This window comes from Chitinimonas sp. JJ19, assembly GCF_036961565.1.
Taxonomy (GTDB): domain Bacteria; phylum Pseudomonadota; class Gammaproteobacteria; order Burkholderiales; family Chitinimonadaceae; genus Chitinimonas.
The window spans coordinates 130,990-149,165 of sequence record NZ_JBAMDD010000007.1; the positions used below are offsets into that span (position 1 = coordinate 130,990).

An 18,176-nucleotide genomic window follows, 5' to 3' on the forward strand; every position below is an offset into this window, starting at 1 on the left:
TGCTGCACATAGCCCATGCGATTGCTGCCTCTGATCCTTGCCCTGCTTACCCCTGCCGCGCTGGCCGCCAGCCCCGCCGGCACCGAAACCCTGCGCATCTGCGATGACGGCGGCGGTTGGCCGCCCTATATCTGGCAGGAGGGCAGCACAGCCGACGGCAACCCCATCCTGAAAGGCTATTCCATCGATGTGCTCAAGCGGATCGCCGACGATGCCGGGCTGGATTTCAAGATCGATATGCTGCCCTGGGAGCGTTGCCAGGCGCTGCTGAAACGGGGCATGTACGAAATGGCGCTGGGCGCCTCCATCAATCCCGAACGGGAACGGGATTACATGCTCAGCCACGCTTACTACCAGACCACCAGCGTCTATTTCTACAGCCGCCAGCGCCATCCCAAGGGCCTGGCGGTACAACAGCTACCCGACCTAAAAAAATATCGCGTTTGCGGCCTGCACGGCTACAACTACGAAACCTATGGCCTGGGGCCCAAGGACGTGGACCGGGGCACCTCGCAGTTCCCGCAGCTGATTGCCAAGCTGCATGCCGGGCATTGTGACCTGTTTATCGAAAAGCGCGAAGTGATGGTGGGCTTTAGCCTGACCGACCCTAAAATGAAGCGACTGCTGAACGACACCCGGTTGGCCAGCGCCCCCGTGCCTGGCGTCGCCGCCACCAGCTTCCATATGATGCTATCCCGCGCCACCCCCCGCAGCCGCGCCTTGCTGACCCTGCTCAACGCCGGCATCGATGCCATGGCAGAAAATGGCGAACTGGCCAAGCTGCAGAAACGCTACTTACCCTGATGGATAAGGTGAGGGATGGGACCACAAGGCCAGAGTACAGGTGATACCGCATGGCCGTGTGGAGCGACCGGTTCGGAGCCTGCTGCATCACCCTGGCAGCAGGGCGCTGAGCGCCAGGCCTGTCAACCAGATGCGCGCCCACTGATCGCGCCGGGCTCACCTAAGCAGCCTCCCGGAAATGCTACCGGCCTGATATACTGCGGCCCGCACAAAGTTTCAGGGGTACGCTGCTGGATAGTAGAAGGCGTGGAGCGCGCAGGGGGATTTCGCAAGTCGTTGATATCGTTAACGACGATGCAAACCGAAAATTCCGCTACATCGGTTCGATGCTTGACCCGCCTCCACCCCCACCAGCAGCTTGCCTCACCGCCCGGATGGTGAAACTGGTAGACACAAGGGACTTAAAATCCCTCGGCGCAAGCCGTGCCGGTTCGATTCCGGCTCCGGGCACCAGAGTACAGTCCGAGTAGTTCCGAAGACTTCCAGAAACCCGCATCGTTGCTAGCGATGCGGGTTTTTTGTTGTCCCCTTACGTCCGTGTAGGTGTGTCCATATCCAAGCTTTTTGTGTACCTTTCTGTGTACCTTTTCAAAACTGGCCAAAAAAAGGTACACATTCTGGTGACATCACATGCCGTTAACTGATCTGACCATCCGCCAAGCCAAACCCCTCGAAAAGCCCTATCACCTCGCTGATGGTGACGCGCTGTACCTTGAAGTCACCCCTGCAGGTGGCAAGCGCTGGCTGTACCGCTGCCGCTTCGACGGCAAGGTGGTAAAGCTCGCCCTGGGACGTTACCCGGCCGTATCCCTCTCTGCGGCCCGCGAGAAGGCGCTTGAGGCCCGTAAGCAGTTGGATCAAGGGATCAACCCTAGCCAAGCGAAGAAAGTCGCCAAGATCGCCAAGCAGATGGAAGCGACCAACTCGTTTGAGATATTGGCTAGGGAATGGCACACCAAAGAGCTGGCCCGCTGGACGCCTGGCCACGCCACCCGAATTCTCGACTCGCTAGAGGCTGATGTATTCCCTCGCCTGGGGCCTTTGCCCATTACCGAGATTACGGCGCCGATGATTCTGGAAACGGTTCGCAAGATCGAGGCACGTGGCGCTGTTGAAACGGCAAGCCGTGTGTTACAGCGGATTGGCAAAGTGATGCGCTACGCGATCCTGACGGCACGCGCCACGCACAACCCCGCATCAGACCTTGTAGGGGCGCTGCACGCGGCCAAAGTGCAACACCGCCCTGCGTTGCCACGCGCTGAGCTGCCAGAGTTTTTCAGGCGGTTGGAAAGTGAGCAGCTCATGCCTGCCACCAAGATCGCCATGAAGCTGCTGATCCTGACTTTTGTCCGGCCAGGCGAGCTGCGCGGCGCTCGCTGGGAAGAGTTCGACCTTGATCGCGCAGAGTGGCGTATCCCAGCGGAGCGGATGAAGATGCGCAGTCCGCATCTAGTTCCACTGTCGCGTCAGGCTATCGAGCTGGTGAAGGCAATAAAGCCGCTAGCTGGAAGCAGCCCTTTATTGTTTCACGCAACGACCGATATCAACCGGCCTATGTCCGAGAACACGCTTGGCTATGCTATGGGGCGCATGGGCTATCAGGGCACGGCGACGCCTCATGGCTTCCGTGCCCTGGCCTCTACAGTGTTGAATGAAGAAGGCTTTGATCCCGACATAATCGAGCGCCAGCTTGCCCATGCGGAGCGAAACAAAGTACGAGCTGCCTACCACCGCGCTGAGTATGTGGAGGATCGCCGGAAGATGATGCAGTGGTGGGCGGATTTTCTGGATGCTCAATCTCACCAAGAGCCGCTAAAAAACAGAAGGGTTATGTAAGCTCCTCTAAGTTCCATGCATTGACGATGCCTATTCACGCCCCTGACACACACCAGAACTGTGATCAAGGCTCGACGGTGGGAGTAAAACGAAGATAGGACGGAAAAGTCTTTGGGCGGATTGACATCATCAACTCACGCCAAGTAATTGGCCAAAAAAAGCAGCCAAATTACCCCTGGACGGACCAGTCCATCCTATGGAAGTAGTGCTTCAGGGGATTAATCCAACTAATTTACTGCACATCAGGCTTGGCTCTGCAGGCTATAAAAAATGCCGCCCCTTTCATGGAACTCTCACAGACTCTAAATTTTAGCTTGGTTCAGTATGCTGACCAACGAGTTGGACAGCTTGCTATTTGAGTGCTTAGAGGCAACAAGTATTTCCGACGCCAAGTTTTTTGCAACCCGCCTAGGCAGATAAGGGAGACACCTTGAAAAACATTCCGCCCCATCTACTATAGAGCACGCTGAACTTACCTCAACCAGCTCCTTGCAGATAATTGGCAATGTAGATTGCCTTTGCCCTGTTTGCATTGCCTTAGTTTTCAAATATAAATCCTCCAAAATTTTCTGGGCATTTACGAAGCGCTTGCTCTTAGCTTCTATTCTGGCACGCAGCATGTTTACAATGAATGTCTGACTATTTGCATAAGGCTGAATAGCAAGGAAATTCTTCACCTCCTCTGTCTGATTGAGAGCAAGCAAGTGATCGCATTTTAATACACCCCAATACATCTTATTGCTTGAGTTATCAAACGAGTGCATTTTATCTAAAAGGGCTTCGATCTCGGAGGATCTTTTGGCTACGTCTGCCGGGCCGGCACAAAGTTCTACCCTTACAGCCATTTCAATAACGTATGGGTTTGAACCGGCACGAGCAAGTGCTTCTCCTATATACCTACGAGAAGCTGTCACATCCCCAATGTTTAGTGCCACAGATGCCAGCTCTCTTAACACATGAATATCCGACTTTCCCTTTGCATTGTAAGCCGACGATAAATAACTGAAAGCCTCATCCAGCTTTCCGTCTAGACGTTTTTTAAATCCATTCAAGAAATTTTCTATTCGCACAGCCTTCGTGGATTCAGAAATCTCCTTGAATTTTTCACCAATAGTTTTGAACTCATCATTTTTAGCCAAGCGAGCGGCAGCCATGCCCATGTAGCGAAGTGTCTCTACAAGCCCATCCTGCGAAAGTGCGGCACGAGCCTCATAGGCGCGTTTGCATAAAGACAAAGTGTCCTCGTATTTCTCGCTATCATACATTGATCTGGCAACCTGAAGGCATTGAGATGGCAATATAATACTTTCAAAAACCGGTCCGACATTTTGCCCGCGACGCAGTATACTTAGGCAGTATTCATTTAGCACCGCCACGGATGTAACTTCATCAAGCGCAAGAGAATTGGCGAAGTGACCTTGATGTTCAAAAAGCTTCTTTAGGTTATTTTCGATCTCGCTATCTCGACCTATTGCACGCGCACCTCTAACTAAATAATTTGGCATTCTTAAACAAACCTCATCTTCAATAATAAATCCAAAAGATGCGCACTCAGAGATGGCCTCATTCACTTGCTCATGTGATGCCAGCCCTGCATTGACGATATATTGACTTAGGTCCGATCGGACTATATAACCTGCATTTGCCACGAAAGATAGAAGAGTAGAGTTTAATTTCGATGCTGCTAGCGACTGAAGAAACTGACGAGATAAACTCTCAAGGTTTTTTAATAGATGCGGGCGAATCTTTGCTGTGCTGCCAGATCCTTGAGCAACTAATAGTTTAGCACCCAGCTCAAGTTGCTTTGGACTGCCCATACAAGCTTCGAAAACCGTCTCTTTAAGAGACTCATTGTATGGCTTGGAAAGTGACTTAAGCCACCAACTGAAAAGAATTTTTGAATTATCCTTATCCAGAGGCGGCAACTCTTGGGTTATCAGCCTCCCCACTAATGCCAATGGAACATTGAGCGGCCGTCGAAATGTTGCAATGGCAAATCGCGGATAGCTTTTGCCGGCGAGTAGCGACATCAAATCCGCTAACCAGTCAGGAATTTGCCCATCTTCTGTCAGCAAGGAATAATCATCCTCAAGCAAGACAACCTGCCCGCCGGATGAGCAATCCTCTATTGTTTTTGCTAATAGCGACAGCCTGCTGGTATAGTCGCAGGAGTCGAAATTATGAAAAATGCTTGAAAATTCGGAAGGTGTCGCAATGGTAGTAAGACCAACAAGGTCACGATACAATTCCTTTTCCGTTACAAAACTCGATGTTGCAATAAGTAGTTTTCGGTGAGAAACAAACGGATACTGACGGCTGTATAGTTCATTTATCAAGTCTTTTCGACCTGATCCATCGGGTCCATGCACAAGAATTGCGCCTGGCATCTCCTTGGTTTCGACTAACAACATACCTTCGAGTAACTTTAGTTCATCAGGCCTATAAAAGGGTGGCTTCTTGCTACAATTAAGTTCCTTGTCAATCTCACTCTGAATACGACAAAGAATATGGCGATAAGTTGGCGGCTCCCTCATGACATATTTTTTTAGCCAATCAGGCAAGTCCTGAACTTTTGCGCCATCCAATAAAAACACCATAGCTCGGCGTATGCCATTTTTCATCCAGCTTTCAAATGCTCGCTCTAGTTCTCCTTGGACCCACATCGAATTTATGGCTGCAGGCGAGGCAAATAGTATGAAATGGGTCGACTCCAGCATGGCCACATATATTTCAGACGGGATTGAGCCGGTTGGGTCAAAAGTGGCCTCATCGTAATTACATAGGGAGGCGCCCAATTCCTCATAGATTTTTCGAACTATTGATTTGTCCGTGGATGAGTGCGATAGAAATATTTTCATGAATTTCTCTTTATGTGCTTGAGTTTTCTGGTGAAGTGAGCAATTTGAGCTCGATTGGCTGATGGGTTCTAATGGGTAAAATTCAGGTAAAAATGTTAGTTCGGCAGTTTATTATTGACCACCAGAAACGATTTGTATTTACTTATAGGTTCGGGAGTGTATTTCAGCATAAATTGCTGGAGCGCCGGCTCCATATATAAGTGCCGCATCCCGGATGAACACCTAAGTACGTAAGCGCGCGCTTGTGTCCCCGCCACACCTGCCCGCTTCATAGGGCGCTTCCCATGCACCCTGCAAGCAACCGTAGAACCGCGCCAGCACTGGGGCGCGATAGGGGTGTGGGTGCGCCAGGAATCTTGCGTTTTCATGCGCCATAGACATGCAGTCTGCAACGTTCTTCCTCCTGCCCATCCTAGCTGATGCGCCTTGTCGTTTTAATCGGTGCGCAAAGCACCGTCTCTAACCATCTAAGTCCATCCCAGGCCGTCTAGCAAGCCGCTCTATTAGTTCGCTGCCGAACTGTGTCGCGTGGGCGACCGCCTGGCTTGCGTGTCAGCCTGCGTACTCCGCTGCTTGCGGCCCGCCGCACCGCAGGCCCAGCACCGCCCCAAACCCGCCCCTTTCCGGTTTCTGCAAGCCCCGTCTAGACGATTTCAGCCCCTAAAAGTCCGTAGTCGTTGTGTGGCGCGCCCACACAACGGTAACGAGGTGCGGCCGTTTCAGCCTGTCCCGATACTGGCGGCATGCGTTCAAACACGCTTACCGACATCCACCGGGATGCACTGAAACCCATTGCTTAGGAGCCTCGATGTTCAACACCCAGACCGCCAACCCCGCCCGACCCGGCAGCCCAGCCGGCAACGTCGCCACCGCCAGCCAGATGCCGGAGCGCTTTATCCGGCTGCCGGAAGTCATCACCCGTACCGGGCTGTCCCGTTCCAGCATCTACGCCGCCATCCAGCGCGGCGCCTTCCCCGCCTCCGTCTCGCTGGGCGGCAAAAGCGTGGCCTGGCTGGAATCCGAGATCACCGCCTGGCAAGGCGCCCGTATCGCCACCCGTACCCACTAAGAGAGAACCCCATGCTGATTACCCAAGCCAACAAGATCGCCGAGCTGGAAGCCATGGCCAGCCAGGTTGCACGTTGCCGCAGTGACTTTGAAGCCAAGCGCGATGCGGTGATCGCTCTGCGTGCGGAAATCGCCACCCAGCGCAAAGCCGCCGAAGCCGCAGAAACAGAAGCCTTCAACATGCGGCAGGGGGCAAAGGGACTGCTGCGGCAGCTGGCCGGCCAGGTCAGCAAACCGTTTCGGGACTTCAAGTCCAAGGAGCGGGCCGCCTACACGCTGGCCGAAGACTTCCGCGAGCTGGTCGCCGAGCTGGAAAACAACCTGTCAGAACAGGAAGACGACGCTTCGGAGCTGCTGGATAGATGGCGTAACGCGTCCAACGCACTACGAGGTGCCTATGCCGACGCCCTGATTGCTGAAGGTTTGGCCGCTTTGCCGGACGCGCTGATCGCTGGGCTACGCCTGAAGGCTGCCTACCATGGTAGTGAATCTCGCTGGGCGACTTGGCGGCAGTTCTCCTTCGCTACGTCCGATGAATTCGCCCTGGCGCAACTCCACGGGAAGCTACCTTCGGCCCTGAACCGTGAGATTTCGGTGCCCGATTCGGCTGTGCTGACTCAACTGCAAGCCTTGGACGCTGCGGGTATTACCACGGGCAGTGTCGCTGCTCGCGTGAAGCGGCGAGAAGCCAGAGCCGCAGCACAAATGAACACACACCCGACCGCCAATGTGGGTGCCTAAGGCTTACCCCCCGCAAACCGCTAACAGACAACTAACAAAGGCATACCGCAATGACCAAGCAATGGATAGGCGTAGAACTGGACGGCACCCTGGCCGAAGTAGACAAACTGAGCGGCGACCATATAGGCGAAGCGCTGCCGCGCATGGTGAGCCTGGTCAAGGACTGGCTCGATGCAGGCAAGCCGGTCAAGATTCTGACCACCCGCAATGTGACCGGTAGCAGCCTGCTACGGATTAAGTCCTGGCTGAGCGATAACGGCCTGGGCGGCCTGGATGTGGTGGCACTGGATGCCGATATGGGCACGCTGTGGAGCGCCCGCGCTGTCCGGGTGGAGCACAACACCGGCAAACCCTGCCGCGCGTGTGCAGATGCCCCTGTTCAGCGCCATAGCACCCATGTGATGGGTGGCGGCTTCCTGGCGCCAAGGCTGGGCTATACGGATCAGCGTTTCCATCTGACGGACTGTTAAGGCCTTGAATGGTAGGCGGTATCTCGCCGCTTACCGTTCAAATCTGTCCCTAGAGGTACAAGCTCGTCCTGATTCGCGCATTTCAGTCAAGAAATTTATTTGCAAAATTTTGCCCGTCAAACAAAGCAAAGTAAGGCAATTAAAAGCAAGATACGGCAACATCAGATAATTCTTATATTCGATGGCATTAGGGTCAAGCTATTGATATGTATGCAATTTATCGGAATTTGGTAGCGACTGAAAAGACAGCGAAGACAGGCTGAATCGGCATTTGGCAAACACTTGCAGACCCGGCACAATGAAAAAACTCTCTCCTCCCCCACTGCGTTTGGCTTTCTTTTTGTTGCTGATAAAAGGAGCAAACGCATGAGCATCCGCTGTCCCCATTGCGGCAAGACCGCCCACACCCGCACCAGCAAGCAGGTCTCCCGTCTGAGCCGTGAAGTCTATTTCCAATGCTCCAACCTGGAATGCGGCCATACGTTCGTCGGCGTCATGGAGATCGTGCGAACGCTCTCACCCAGCGCCATGCCTAACCCCGAGGTACGCCTGGCCCAGACGCAACGGCAGGCGCAAGCGTACTGAGCGGGTGGGCGAGATGCACAATTACCCATCCTCGCAGCAGCGGTGCCGGCTTGACGCCTGCGGCCATCTGGACCACCATGTGCCCGTCGCAGTCAATCCTGCGACCGGGATTGGCGTCCCGAACCAAAAGGCGGACAGCCGCCACTTGCGGCTATTTTTACGTCCGTTGCACACCATTGGTGCGTCCATTTCTATGGTGGGCCATGGTGGGAGAGCGCTCGCGCTCGCCGGTTTCCTTTTGGCCGGTACGCCAATCCTGCCATGTGCCTGCCACCCCCGATTGGCGTCGGGAGGCGGGTTAACGACCCAAAAGGAATGCACCATGCCTATGCTCATCCTGCGCGCCCTCCGCGCCCTTTTCCCCACCCGTGCCGTACCGGTTTCGACCCTGCCCACCCAGGCCCAGGCCTATGCGCTGGCTGCTCTGCTGGTGGCCCATGGCCGCAATGCCGTGATCGCCCCAGCCGCCCAAGGGTTTACCGTGTCCGAGGTGGCGGCATGAGCGCCCGCGAGCCCTACCGTTACCCAAGCCAAGGCAGCCGTTACGACCAAGCCAGCCGCAGTGGGCCGGCCTGTCTGCCTTTCCGCGATCTGCGGCGGGTACAGGCGCAATTAAGCCACCCAGGCCGCAGCAATCGGCAGGCGCTGGCCGAATCGGCCGCCTTGTTGGGCCAGGCACTGACCGCCCTGGATACGGTGCCCAGCGCCTGTGATGCCCTGCAGGAAGTCTGCGCGGGCTTCCATCTGCTGCTGCATACCTTGGCCCGCATGGATGCCGACCCGATTCCCTGTTCCAGCCTGTACTGTCTGCTGGAGCCCATGCAATACAAACTCGATGCGGCAGTAGATCGCCTGACCGACATCCTCTAACCGCCAGGACACCCCCATGAACCTGTACTGTTCCAACCCGCAAAACGGGCTGGCGGCCCCCGGCTTGCCTGCCGTTATGCCCACCCCACCAGCCAAGCGACTCAACCAGCCCCGCTTGCGCCCCCTGGACGCCGACACCGTGCGCCAGGCTGCCAGCGGCCGCTGGCCTGCCATCCTCACCGCCCTGGGCCTGCCGGCTCCGGTGTTCGGCCATCGCCGCAATCAGCCTTGCCCTTGTTGTGGCGGCACGGATCGCTTCCAATGGATAGACAAGGACGCGGGCCGCTTCGTCTGCCGCGCCCTGGACAAGCAAGGGGGCGATGGCTTCGCCTTGGTCATGCACTGGCAAGGCAGCGACTTCAAGACTGCCCTGGCGGCGGTAGCCGGTGTGCTGGGCCTGGCCGATACCCCGCCTATGCCGTCGCGACAGCCTGCCGCCCCTTCGGTAGCGGTGACGACCAACAGAACCAACCCCAGGCGGCAGGCCGCCAAGCTGGCCCGCCTGTGGGCCGAGGCCGCCCCTATCCAGCAGGGCGACCCGGTGGCGCGCTACTTGGCGCAACGTGGGCTGCAACTCACTACCTTCCCCGACAGCCTGCGCCTCCATCCCGCCTTGCCCTACTGGTGCGAGCTGGACGGCCAGCCGCACGAGCTGGGGCGTTACCCTGCCATGCTGGCCCAGGTGATCGACTCAAGCGGCAAGCTGGCCGGTTTGCATCGTACCTACCTCAACGAGGAGGGCGGCAAGCTAGCGCTACGGCACCCCGGTACAGGCGAGCCGCTGCCGGTCAAGAAACTGATGGTGCGTAGCGAGAAGGCCACCGAAGGCGCCGCCATTCCCTTGCAAGTACCCCATGGTGGTCGCCTTGCCCTGGCCGAAGGTGTAGAAACCGCCCTGGCGGTACATCTGGGCAGCGGCTTGCCGGTCTGGGCCTGTGTCAGTGCCGGTGGCCTGCAGCGGGTCGCCTTGCCCGAAGGTGTGCAAGACGTGTTCATCTTTGCCGACCACGATGCCAGCCAGGCCGGCCAGCAAGCCGCCGAGCGTTTGCGCTGCCGACTACAGCGCGAAGGCTTGCGGGTGCGTAGCCGCAAACCTGCCCAGCCCGGCACCGATTGGCTGGATGTCTATGCCCAAAGCCAAGCCATGCAGCAACCCGGCCATGCTGATTCCGCCACCCTGGAGCACGCCCTATGAGCCGGCGCGAAGACGAGAAGTTACTGATGCAGGCCGCCGACCTGCCACCCGATCCCGTTGGCCCCCGCTTCGAGGTCACAGACCAGGGCGTGTTCTATATCGGCACCAAGGTGGATGCGCAAACCGGCGCGGTGACGGAATTGCCGCCCATGTGGCTGTGCGACCGCCTGGCCATCATAGGCCGAGGCACCGACGATAGCGGCGAGCACTACCGCATCCTGTCCTGGCAAAGCCGAGGCAACCGGGCGCCGCAAACCCATGCCTTGCCGCTGGGCAGCATAGGCGAACGCAGCAGCTGGGCCATGCTGCGCGCCCATGGTCTGGCCCTGGCCACCAATCGCCGCGCCCTGGAACAACTGGCCGCCTGGCTGCAGACTGGCGGCAGCGACACCATGCACCATGTGACCGAGCGCGGCGGCTGGATACATGGCGCCTATGTCCTGCCCAGTGGCGAGATCATCGGCACCCCCAGCATGCCGGTCTTCTACCTGGGCGACCAAAGCCATGCGGGTGCCTACCAGGTCAAGGGCCAGGCCGATGCCTGGCGCGACAGCGTAGCCAAGTTAGCCCAAGGCAACACCCGGCCCATACTCGCCATCGGCGCGGCCCTGGCAGCGCCTTTGCTGGGGCTGGTAGGCCTGGAGTCGGGTGGCTTCCACCTCTATGGCCCCAGCGGCTGCGGCAAGACTACCTCGGCCAATGTGGGGGCATCGGTGTGGGGCTTGCCACGCGAACAGCTACTGAATTGGGACGCCACCGCCATCGCGCTGGCTAACGCTGCCGCCGCCCGTAACGATGGCCTGATGCTGCTGGATGAAATGGGCCAAGGTAGCCCCGAAGCCGTCAGCATGGCTGCCTACCGCCTCTTCAATGGCACCGGCAAAATGCAGGGCGCCAAGGAAGGAGGCAACCGCGACATGCTGCGCTGGCGGGTGCTGGTGCTCTCTACCGGTGAGATAGACCTGGCCGCCTTTATGCAGGGTGGCGGCAAGCGCACACGAGCCGGTCAAGAGGTGCGACTGGCCAGCATGCCCGCCGACGCAGGAAAGGGCCTAGGCGCCTTTGAAACCCTGCATGCCCACACAGATAGCAACCAGCTCGCCAAAGCCCTGGACGCCGCCGTAGCTGACCAGCACGGCAGCGTGGGGCGGGCCTTCGTTGCCTATGTGGCCGACCATCTGCCCCGCATCACCGAACGCCTCAAAACCGCCGTGATCGCTGCCGACTACCTGGGCAAAGCAATAGGCCAGGATGCCAGCGGCCAGGTGCGGCGGGTAGCCTCGCGCTTTGCGGTCACAGGCGAGGCATTGGAGATCGCCACCGAGGCCGGCTTGACTGGCTGGGCTGCGGGCGACGGCCATGCAGCGGTCAAACGCTGCTTCGAGGACTGGCTCCAGCGCTACGGCCTGGGCAACCGCGAAGACAGCCAGATACTCGACCAGGCGGAAGCGTGGTTTGCCGCCAATGCCTTTGCGCGCTTCATTGACTGGCATGACGCTGGCAGCGACCGCGAACCCATCATGAACAACTGTGCCGGCTACCGACGCCGAAGCAGTGATTCGGTCTACTGGCTGGTGTTTCCGGGTGTCTTTACTGACGAGATTGCCGAAGGCTACGACAAGGTGCTGGCAGCGGCGGTGCTGGCCCAGGCGGAGATGCTGCACAAAGGCAGCGACGGCAAGGCGACCTCGGTACACAAGACCCCCGACCTACCCAACCAGCCCAGGCGGTTTTACAAGATGGTGGCCGTGGTGCGCAAAGAAGCGACCGAAGACGAGCCTAAAGCCTATGCGACCTAAAAAACGGGTGTTACTGGTGTAACGGTGTAACTGCTTCTCTCTGACCTAGGTAGTACAAGGGTTTAAGGGGTGTTGAGCGGTTACACCGTGGTTACACCTGGGGCGGTGGCGGTGTTACTGGCAGGTGCTTCTGCGCCTGGTTACACGCCTTGGAGGGGGTGGGTGTAATTGTGGTGTAACCGCTGAACGCCTGTATTGATGCGGGTTTGCGGGCTTGGTTACACCGTAACACCGGTTACACCTGGGTTTTGTGTCGTATATAGAAAATCCTGAGTAGATAGGCCGCAGGTTGGTACTAGGTTTCGACGCCAGTGAGGGGGGCGGATAGCGTAGGCAACGCTTCTCTGTTCGAGTCACGTCCTTTGTGCTGATCTTGCCAAGCAACACGGCTTCAACGGCACCGAGAGGTGTGTTTTTCGATGCATGTATTTGTTGCTTCCCTCTGAATTCATTGGACTATATTGGTTTTCGGTTGCCGGCAAGTAGGTCAGACGAAACCGGGCAACAAGTCGATACCACAAACAAAATGGCCGGAGGAATCAGATGAACCGTGGAGGAAGAGGCGGCGGCGGGCGTGGTGGCCGTGGCGGTGCCCGTGGGAATCAGGGCAATGTGGGGGATCGCCACGAGTTGCAACGGCGAGGCCAGCAGGCGGGTCAACAGGCCCAGGCTGCTGCCGATAGAGGTGATCATCGTGCTGCAGCGGCTGCGGCCCAGGCTGCGGTCGACAACCTGCAGGGTGCGCGCAGAGCCCGTATTGCAGATGGCATGCGGTACGCTGGTGTAGGTGCCGGCCAGCTTGACGCGGCTCAGGATGATGGTCATCGCGGCGCACGCCAGCACGTGAATCAAGCTCTCCGGGAGGCCCGCGATCAGTTGGCGGAAGCCCAGGCAGCCGCCGCCGCTGCTCCGCCCCCCAGGCCGGCTGGCCCACCACCACCCAACGCATGGCAACAGCGCGCCGAGCGCGAAGCGGGTCGCCAGGAAGTGATCGCCGCATTCGCACAGCCAGTCAACGCTCAGCCCGCCCAGCTACAAGGTGCATGGGCACAACGTCATAACCCCGGCGGGGGACGTGGAGCGCCTGCTGCTGCACCAGCGCAGCCGCAGCCACAAGTTGCGCAACATCACGCGCCTCCACCACCTCCGCAGGCTGCCCCAGCACAGCGCCATGCTCATGCAGGCCCCGCACCTGCTCAGCTGGCGCCGCCTCAAAACGGCGGGCACCAGCAGCCGGGGCCACGGGGCCAACCTGGGCCAGGTGCTCCACCACAAGGCGGTAGAGGACGCGGACGGGGTCGCGGTCGTGGCTGAGCTTCTTCTCTCTGTTTGACTCCCGATAGGCGGGGGGCATGTCCCAGTCTCTGAGGTTGTGGCGCAGATGCTGATGGATTTATCTGGATTGGCTGGGATCAATAGGCGAGACCAATACACAGGCGAAGCCCGTCGTGGAGGACACAGGCGAACCCGGTGTGTACCTTTTTGTGTACCATTTACTTTTCCATCGTTGCGAATACATATAGATATCAATATGTTATGACGCTTTTTCGATAGAGGCTCCGGCACCAGAGCAATACCCATACAAGTCAAAGGCCTGCTAACTTTGCAGGCCTTTTGCATTTCTAACACTAACGGAACAGTCAGCCGCGCCACCGGGTGCAGCGTCGCCACCACGGCCAAGTAATCAGGCGAGAGATGCGCATACGACTGAAATCGCCCTCGATGTTCACCGGCACCGGCCTTGTGGCTATTGGCGAGATCGATGGCAAGAAGGTCAGTGCCTGGATCGGCAACCAGCCAAGCACAGTTCACGGCGTGAACGAAGTAGTGCGATGAGCCAAGAACTTTACGGCTTCAAGTCCACTGCCGGCTAAATTTTTTGCTTCTACAAGAAATTACCCACCAGTTGGATGATTCCCATTTGCTTGTTAGGCTGACTTTGCAGGTAAGCCAATCCTTAAGCAAGCAATAATCCAATGACATATTACAACTAGGCTATATTGAGGGAAAGATAGCCAACCTGAGAGAATAATGCCAGCCTGTCTAGTGGATCTGTAGACCTATGAGTGAATGCGACCAATCTTATGTATACTGCATTAGCCAATACAAATTAGGACTTACACCATGGAAGGCAGCTTTGGTCAGCGTGGATGGAAAGAGTTCCATAGAAACAGGAAAAATATTCTCGCTGAATACGACAAAATCATCGAACAGACTTCAAGCAGACCTGTAAGGTCTGCTCACGGGCCAGGCATCGAAGCCTACATTAGGAAATGGCTATCTGATTTCCTGCCCAAAAAGTATGGAGTGACTTCCGGCTATATTATTCCAAATGTTTTTAACGACAATGGATATATCTATCATTTTGACATAATTATCTACAATCAGCTCGAAGCGCCCATTCTTTGGATTGAAGGAAACGAAGACAATAGCGATCAAGGCAAGTCGAAAGCCATTCCCGCCCAACATGTAATTGCAGTATACGAGGTTAAATCCCGCCTAACAAAAGCAAATGCTCACGATGCGCTGGAAAAGCTAAAACAAACGGAAGAGTTTAAAGAGCAGTTAAATGAAAAATACAGCTGCGGAATTATATTTACCGAACTAAAAGAGACGGAAAACAAATCAACATCAATCCTCCAAGAGCTTTATAAAGGCAAAGACGTACTTGGCTTCAAAGGCGGCATGGTACTCAGGTATGAAGGAGATGAGACATGTACCGGACTAATCTCGCTAAGCCTGCTAAACCCCCAAAATCTAGACCACAAAAATACCTATTTACCTTTGGCCAAACGCATTGACGACTTGAACTTCTTCCTTACAGAAGATGGGAATCTGCAAATAGCAGAAAGCGGTGGGGGTGGCATGATGGTTTGCACTTCCCCCAATAGTTGGGCATTTTCAAAATCATACGGTACAAATTTTACCGAAAGCTCTATCATGCTTGACCTGAGCTGGTCCCGGAGCAATTTTTCAAGATTTTGCATGAATTTACTTGCCTCGCTAGAAGGCATGAATCCAGGGCTGAATCACCCCTTCTTTGGCATGATCTTTGATAGCATTCGCAGAGAAAGAGCGTCACCACAGCCAGAAATCCCGAGACAGGGCTATCCATTCCTAACAATCTCCCTGCATCAAGAAGAAAATAGAACAGAACAACACTCAGTCTGTTTTCTTGAGGATGGCATTGAAATTGAATTTTTAGTGGAAATTGAAAACAAAGGCGATTCTCTGGCGACCATATCTGACGATGAATTTAGGACAACACTTCCTCTGCCTGCCGGAAAGAAGGGGGTCTGCCGGAAAAAAATTCGCGCGGCACCCTTAAAGAATTTAGAAGAAGGATTAGCATTTTATGCCAACAGCATAGAATTTCCTTATAGGCTCGTATACAAGACCGGAAAAGACAACAACGAATTCTTTGCCGTTGAAGCTACTGTTAAAATTTGTGATGGTCAGATGAGTATCTCTTCTGTAGCGGTTTGACTAAGCCTAGCGCCAAACCTGTCAAGGCCGCCGAAGGTGCTCGTCTTGGCCTTGACAGGTTTGGAGCGACCCCACGCTAGTACATGGGGATACAGGCAGCCTCATCGCCGGAATGCCCATGTAGATCAGCGCATGCTTCCGGCTTTCCAGACGTATTGCTAAGCTCGACAGCGCTCCGCCTCGTATAGTGTGTTTATGGTCAAATCATTCGTGGTCATCCGCTTCCAAGCTGCCGCTCACGCTCACGCTCGGGCAAAGGCGTGCCGTAGACTACGCTGACTACAGACAAGAACCTTGCTCAAGCAACATCACCGATGAAAGTCGCGCTTGGCCTACGTGCCAAAGAAGACCGTTACTGATCTCGGTCGCAGATGCGCGAAGCGCAATGATTCACCATCGTAGGCTTCGCTTCAACTGAATGAGCCCGGGAGCACTCTCACCATGGAAATCACCAAGTCGGTCGACATAGCTGCGTTCGTAGCCAACCCAGCGGCCACAGTACGAGCAGCCCAAGATGCGCCAGTCGCCGTCCTTCATCGCGGCAAGCCAACCTGCTACCTCGTCAGCACGGCCCAGTGGGAGGCCATCACCGAAGCCCAGCAGGACGCCGAGCTAGCTCAGCTAGCCTGTGCACGCCTAATCGATCTCAAACAGCCGGTACGTATCACGCTTGCTGAGCTGTAGCGCCTACCGCCATACCTAGTGATCTGTCACTACAGAGCCAACTCATCTCGGTAGCGTGTAGTACAATCAGGTAATACCTGAGATTACCAAAGGTTACTATCATGGCCGCCAATCAGCTTCGTCCTACCTCTATCAAGCTCGACGAGACTATCCGGGATCGCATCCAGCGCCTGGCTGATGCGCGCCGTCGCACATCGCACTGGCTCATGGTCGAAGCCATCAACCAGTACGTCGATCGCGAAGAGAAGCGCGAAGCGCTCCGGCAAGCCGCGCATAACGCCTGGGATGAGTACCAAGAGACGGGCCTGCATGCCACGGTAGAGGAAGTGGACGCTTGGCTTGCCAGTTGGGGCACTAACAGCGAGCTACCACCACCAGCATGCCGCAAGTGAAATACGCCCCAGGGGCAATCCGCGACTTGCAGCGACTACGTGAATTCCTGCGCCCCAAGAACCCGGCAGCGGCAAAGCGAGCCGGTGAAGCCATACTGAAAGCAGTCCAAGTCCTTGGCCAGCAGCCGCATATCGGCAGACCCATCGAAGAGATGCCCGAGGAATACCGAGAATGGTTGATCGACTTCGGTGATAGCGGGTACGTAGCCTGGTATCGCATCGACGCCGACACGGTCACGATCCTCGCCGTGCGCCACCAAAAGGAAGCTGGGTATTAGTCCCAGTATCCGCCCAGACCAGGCCTGCTGTGGCTTGCTTCCCCTACTCTGCTTGGCAGCCTGGGCACGCCCGGAAGTTCACTGCCTCCAAGCCGCAACTGGTCTCGACGTCGCCGACAAGCTGGAAGTACTTCACGGTGCTGACCGGCTAGCAATCAAAAACCCAATAACTGGAAACGAAACGTGCCACTCCTCCAGACCGCTGCCACTGCGATGGTAATGGCCGGTTCACAACACCAGAGGAGCTTGGAAAGCGCCCCTAGGCCTGCAGGCCACCATCCACCACCAGACCGTGGCCCACGACATAAGACGATTCCGGTGAGCTTAGCCACAGGATAGCGTTGGCGATTTCCGCGGCCTGGGCCAGCCTGCCTATGGGGATTGCCTGGGCCAGCTGCGCTTGGTGCGCCAGCAGCGCTGTGGGGTCGAGGTGGGCGGTACGGCGGCTGCGGCGTGGCGTTTCGGTGGCGCCTGGGCAGACGGCGTTAATGCGTATGCCGCGTGAGATGTACTCCTTGGCGGTGGAGCGGGTAAGGCCAATGACAGCGTGCTTGCCAGCGCTATACATGGCTGCAGTGGGCGCGCCGGACAAGCCATTGATGGAAGAGACATTAACGATAGTGCCACCGCCCAGGCGGAGCATGGCCTCGATCTGGTATTTCATGCAGTTGAAGACACCCAGCACGTCGGTCGAGGTACTACGGTGGGCCTCGTCGAATGCCATTTCGTGGGTGGCCATGGCTTGCGTGTCGCAGGCGGCACTGTTGACGGCACAGTCCAGCTTGCCAAAACGGTCGAGGGTAAAGGCGACGAGCGCTGCGACCGAGAGTGGGTCAGTGACATCGCAGGCGTGATAAGCGACTTCGCCCTGCGTGCGCAGCGTCGATACTGCTGCCTCGCCCTGCTCGCGATTGCGTGCCGCCACGACCACCGAAGCGCCCCTGGCGATGAAGGCCTGTGCCGCTGCCAAGCCTATGCCTGTGGTGCCGCCTGTAATCAGCGCTACGCTGCCTTGTAGACTATGCATGGGGGTTTCCGGCCGAAAGATGAAAGGGATCCTAACCCGCTGCAGATCGATGGTGGCAGTGCCAGCGGTCTAGTACGGTCCGC

General features: G+C 56.6%; 19 protein-coding genes and 1 tRNA gene. 16 read left to right on the forward strand and 4 right to left on the reverse strand.

Going from position 1 to position 18,176, the window contains the following annotated elements; all coding sequences use genetic code 11:
* The first annotated feature begins 15 nt into the window (after positions 1-15).
* From V7714_RS10780 to V7714_RS10790, 3 genes are all read left to right on the forward strand, one after another.
* Positions 16-804, forward strand: coding sequence for a substrate-binding periplasmic protein (locus V7714_RS10780; RefSeq protein WP_335709726.1), 789 nt, complete (start codon positions 16-18; stop codon positions 802-804).
* 368 nt (positions 805-1,172) lie between these two features.
* Positions 1,173-1,257 (forward strand) — tRNA-Leu (locus tag V7714_RS10785).
* 177 nt (positions 1,258-1,434) lie between these two features.
* A complete protein-coding gene (locus V7714_RS10790) occupies positions 1,435-2,640 on the forward strand; it encodes a tyrosine-type recombinase/integrase (protein WP_335709727.1) in 1,206 nt (401 codons plus the stop codon).
* Between the two features lie 302 nt (positions 2,641-2,942).
* Here the strand turns inward: V7714_RS10790 and V7714_RS10795 are convergent, their stop codons facing one another.
* Entirely contained in the window at positions 2,943-5,498 is a 2,556-nt protein-coding gene (locus V7714_RS10795) for a toll/interleukin-1 receptor domain-containing protein (RefSeq protein WP_335709728.1), read from the reverse strand.
* 808 nt (positions 5,499-6,306) lie between these two features.
* Between V7714_RS10795 and V7714_RS10800 the strand changes: the two genes are divergently transcribed.
* The 8 genes from V7714_RS10800 to V7714_RS10835 all read left to right on the forward strand — a co-directional run bounded on the left by V7714_RS10800 (position 6,307) and on the right by V7714_RS10835 (position 12,226).
* On the forward strand, positions 6,307-6,567 hold the full coding sequence (locus V7714_RS10800; protein ID WP_335709729.1) for a helix-turn-helix transcriptional regulator: 261 nt from the start codon (positions 6,307-6,309) through the stop codon (positions 6,565-6,567).
* An 11-nt stretch (positions 6,568-6,578) separates the two neighbouring features.
* The gene (locus tag V7714_RS10805) at positions 6,579-7,307 is read left to right on the forward strand and encodes a hypothetical protein (RefSeq protein WP_335709730.1); all 729 of its coding nucleotides are present in this window, start codon (positions 6,579-6,581) and stop codon (positions 7,305-7,307) included.
* 50 nt (positions 7,308-7,357) lie between these two features.
* Entirely contained in the window at positions 7,358-7,777 is a 420-nt protein-coding gene (locus tag V7714_RS10810; protein WP_335709731.1) for a hypothetical protein, read from the forward strand.
* A 366-nt stretch (positions 7,778-8,143) separates the two neighbouring features.
* Positions 8,144-8,362, forward strand: coding sequence for an ogr/Delta-like zinc finger family protein (locus V7714_RS10815; protein WP_335709732.1), 219 nt, complete (start codon positions 8,144-8,146; stop codon positions 8,360-8,362).
* Positions 8,363-8,684: 322 nt separating this feature from the next.
* On the forward strand, positions 8,685-8,864 hold the full coding sequence (locus tag V7714_RS10820) for a hypothetical protein (protein ID WP_335709733.1): 180 nt from the start codon (positions 8,685-8,687) through the stop codon (positions 8,862-8,864).
* Complete coding sequence (locus V7714_RS10825) at positions 8,861-9,232, forward strand: DUF1484 family protein (protein ID WP_335709734.1); 372 nt, start codon at positions 8,861-8,863, stop codon at positions 9,230-9,232. Before V7714_RS10820 ends, V7714_RS10825 begins: the two co-directional genes overlap by 4 nt.
* A 16-nt stretch (positions 9,233-9,248) precedes the next feature.
* Positions 9,249-10,427: a DUF7146 domain-containing protein gene (locus tag V7714_RS10830; protein ID WP_335709735.1), complete on the forward strand. Its 1,179-nt coding sequence runs from the start codon at positions 9,249-9,251 to the stop codon at positions 10,425-10,427.
* Positions 10,424-12,226, forward strand: coding sequence for a DUF927 domain-containing protein (locus V7714_RS10835; RefSeq protein ID WP_335709736.1), 1,803 nt, complete (start codon positions 10,424-10,426; stop codon positions 12,224-12,226). The genes V7714_RS10830 and V7714_RS10835 overlap by 4 nt, the downstream gene beginning before the upstream one ends.
* 456 nt (positions 12,227-12,682) lie before the next feature.
* Here V7714_RS10835 and V7714_RS10840 read toward each other — a convergent pair whose 3' ends face one another.
* Complete coding sequence (locus V7714_RS10840) at positions 12,683-13,051, reverse strand: hypothetical protein (RefSeq protein WP_335709737.1); 369 nt, start codon at positions 13,049-13,051, stop codon at positions 12,683-12,685.
* Positions 13,052-13,238: 187 nt separating this feature from the next.
* Positions 13,239-13,580 (reverse strand): hypothetical protein, encoded by a 342-nt coding sequence (locus V7714_RS10845; RefSeq protein WP_335709738.1) that lies wholly within the window; start codon positions 13,578-13,580, stop codon positions 13,239-13,241.
* Positions 13,581-13,921: 341 nt separating this feature from the next.
* Here V7714_RS10845 and V7714_RS10850 point away from each other — a divergent pair, with 341 nt between their 5' ends.
* The 5 genes from V7714_RS10850 to V7714_RS10870 all read left to right on the forward strand — a co-directional run bounded on the left by V7714_RS10850 (position 13,922) and on the right by V7714_RS10870 (position 17,066).
* A complete protein-coding gene (locus V7714_RS10850) occupies positions 13,922-14,062 on the forward strand; it encodes a hypothetical protein (protein WP_335709739.1) in 141 nt (46 codons plus the stop codon).
* Positions 14,063-14,350: 288 nt separating this feature from the next.
* Positions 14,351-15,712: a DUF6602 domain-containing protein gene (locus V7714_RS10855; protein ID WP_335709740.1), complete on the forward strand. Its 1,362-nt coding sequence runs from the start codon at positions 14,351-14,353 to the stop codon at positions 15,710-15,712.
* Between the two features lie 441 nt (positions 15,713-16,153).
* Complete coding sequence (locus V7714_RS10860) at positions 16,154-16,396, forward strand: type II toxin-antitoxin system Phd/YefM family antitoxin (RefSeq protein WP_335709741.1); 243 nt, start codon at positions 16,154-16,156, stop codon at positions 16,394-16,396.
* A gap of 101 nt (positions 16,397-16,497) precedes the next feature.
* A complete protein-coding gene (locus V7714_RS10865; RefSeq protein WP_335709742.1) occupies positions 16,498-16,788 on the forward strand; it encodes a CopG family ribbon-helix-helix protein in 291 nt (96 codons plus the stop codon).
* Entirely contained in the window at positions 16,785-17,066 is a 282-nt protein-coding gene (locus tag V7714_RS10870) for a type II toxin-antitoxin system RelE/ParE family toxin (protein WP_335709743.1), read from the forward strand. The genes V7714_RS10865 and V7714_RS10870 overlap by 4 nt, the downstream gene beginning before the upstream one ends.
* Before the next feature lie 259 nt (positions 17,067-17,325).
* Here the strand turns inward: V7714_RS10870 and V7714_RS10875 are convergent, their stop codons facing one another.
* A complete protein-coding gene (locus tag V7714_RS10875; protein WP_335709744.1) occupies positions 17,326-18,093 on the reverse strand; it encodes an SDR family NAD(P)-dependent oxidoreductase in 768 nt (255 codons plus the stop codon).
* Between the last annotated feature and the right edge of the window lie 83 nt (positions 18,094-18,176).